General features: G+C 56.8%; 1 rRNA gene. It reads left to right on the top strand.

The window, feature by feature from the left end:
- Window positions 1–31: 31 nt before the first annotated feature.
- A 16S ribosomal RNA gene (locus CAN34_RS13930) occupies window positions 32–266 on the top strand; the annotation flags it as partial.

Genomic DNA, 266 nt, shown 5'->3' with positions numbered 1-266 from the left:
GGCTGGATTGGTACCAGTTAGACTGGGGGCGAAAGTGAACGTTGCGGGGGCGGTAAGTTGCTTGAGAGAACTGGCAGCGGAACGTTTAGGATTTCAGGAGACAGTGTAGGTCTAGGGGCCGGGAGTGGTGAGAGGTACTGCTCGGGTAGGTGTGAAATCTTGTAATCCTGGAAGGACTACCAGGACCGAAGGCGTCTCACCAGAACGGACCGACGGCAAGGGACGAAAGCTAGGGGCACGAACCGGATTAGATACCCGCGTAGTCG

Origin of the sequence: Psychrobacter sp. DAB_AL32B (assembly GCF_002224105.1) — a bacterium.
GTDB lineage: Bacteria > Pseudomonadota > Gammaproteobacteria > Pseudomonadales > Moraxellaceae > Psychrobacter.
This window is presented reverse-complemented; position numbering and strand designations above follow the sequence as displayed.